This window comes from Aeromonas crassostreae (genome assembly GCF_054052445.1).
Genome location: NZ_JBSTYM010000089.1, coordinates 1 through 223, shown reverse-complemented (window position 1 = coordinate 223; position 223 = coordinate 1). Strand labels below are relative to the sequence as shown.

The 223-nt window shown below is 69.1% G+C and carries 1 protein-coding gene; it reads left to right on the top strand.

Going from position 1 to position 223, the window contains the following annotated elements:
• Positions 1-223: hypothetical protein (locus tag ACW5W4_RS19015; RefSeq protein ID WP_456690429.1), on the top strand; the 223-nt coding region annotated here is incomplete at both ends.

Genomic DNA, 223 nt, shown 5'->3' with positions numbered 1-223 from the left:
CCGAAGATGCCGACAACGACGGCACCATCGACCGCACCGAGATCAGCGGCCCCGTGAACGTGGCAGTGACCCTGCCGGGCGAGGCCCAGGCCGGTGACACCCTCAAGGTGAGCGGCCAGCCTGACCGGGTACTGAGCGAGGCCGATATCCTTGCTGGCAAGGTGGGCTACGAGTTTGACCGCCCGGCCGATGGCGCGGCGCTGACCGTGACCGCCACCCTGGT